Source organism: Opacimonas viscosa (genome assembly GCF_024199005.1).
GTDB lineage: Bacteria > Pseudomonadota > Gammaproteobacteria > Enterobacterales > Alteromonadaceae > Opacimonas > Opacimonas viscosa.
Genome location: NZ_JANATA010000413.1, coordinates 1 through 213, shown reverse-complemented (window position 1 = coordinate 213; position 213 = coordinate 1). Strand labels below are relative to the sequence as shown.

Here is a 213-nt window from a genome sequence, read left to right as displayed (position 1 = left end):
ACGGCCAGGGCGTATCGTTCGGTAACATTGGTTCAGGTTACACCTACCCCTTCCCGGCTTCTCAAATTCGCTATACCTCTCCAACCTTCGCCGGTGGTCTTAAAGTCGCTGTGGCTTTAGTTGATCCATCACCAGTAAATGGTGCCGCCGACCGCGAAGAATCTGTACCTCGTATCGAAGGTGAGGTGACTTACAGCACAGAATTTGACGGCG

The 213-nt window shown here is 52.6% G+C and carries 1 pseudogene; it reads left to right on the top strand.

Going from position 1 to position 213, the window contains the following annotated elements:
- Positions 1 to 213 (top strand): annotated as a pseudogene (locus NLF92_RS14100) (porin); the annotation flags it as partial.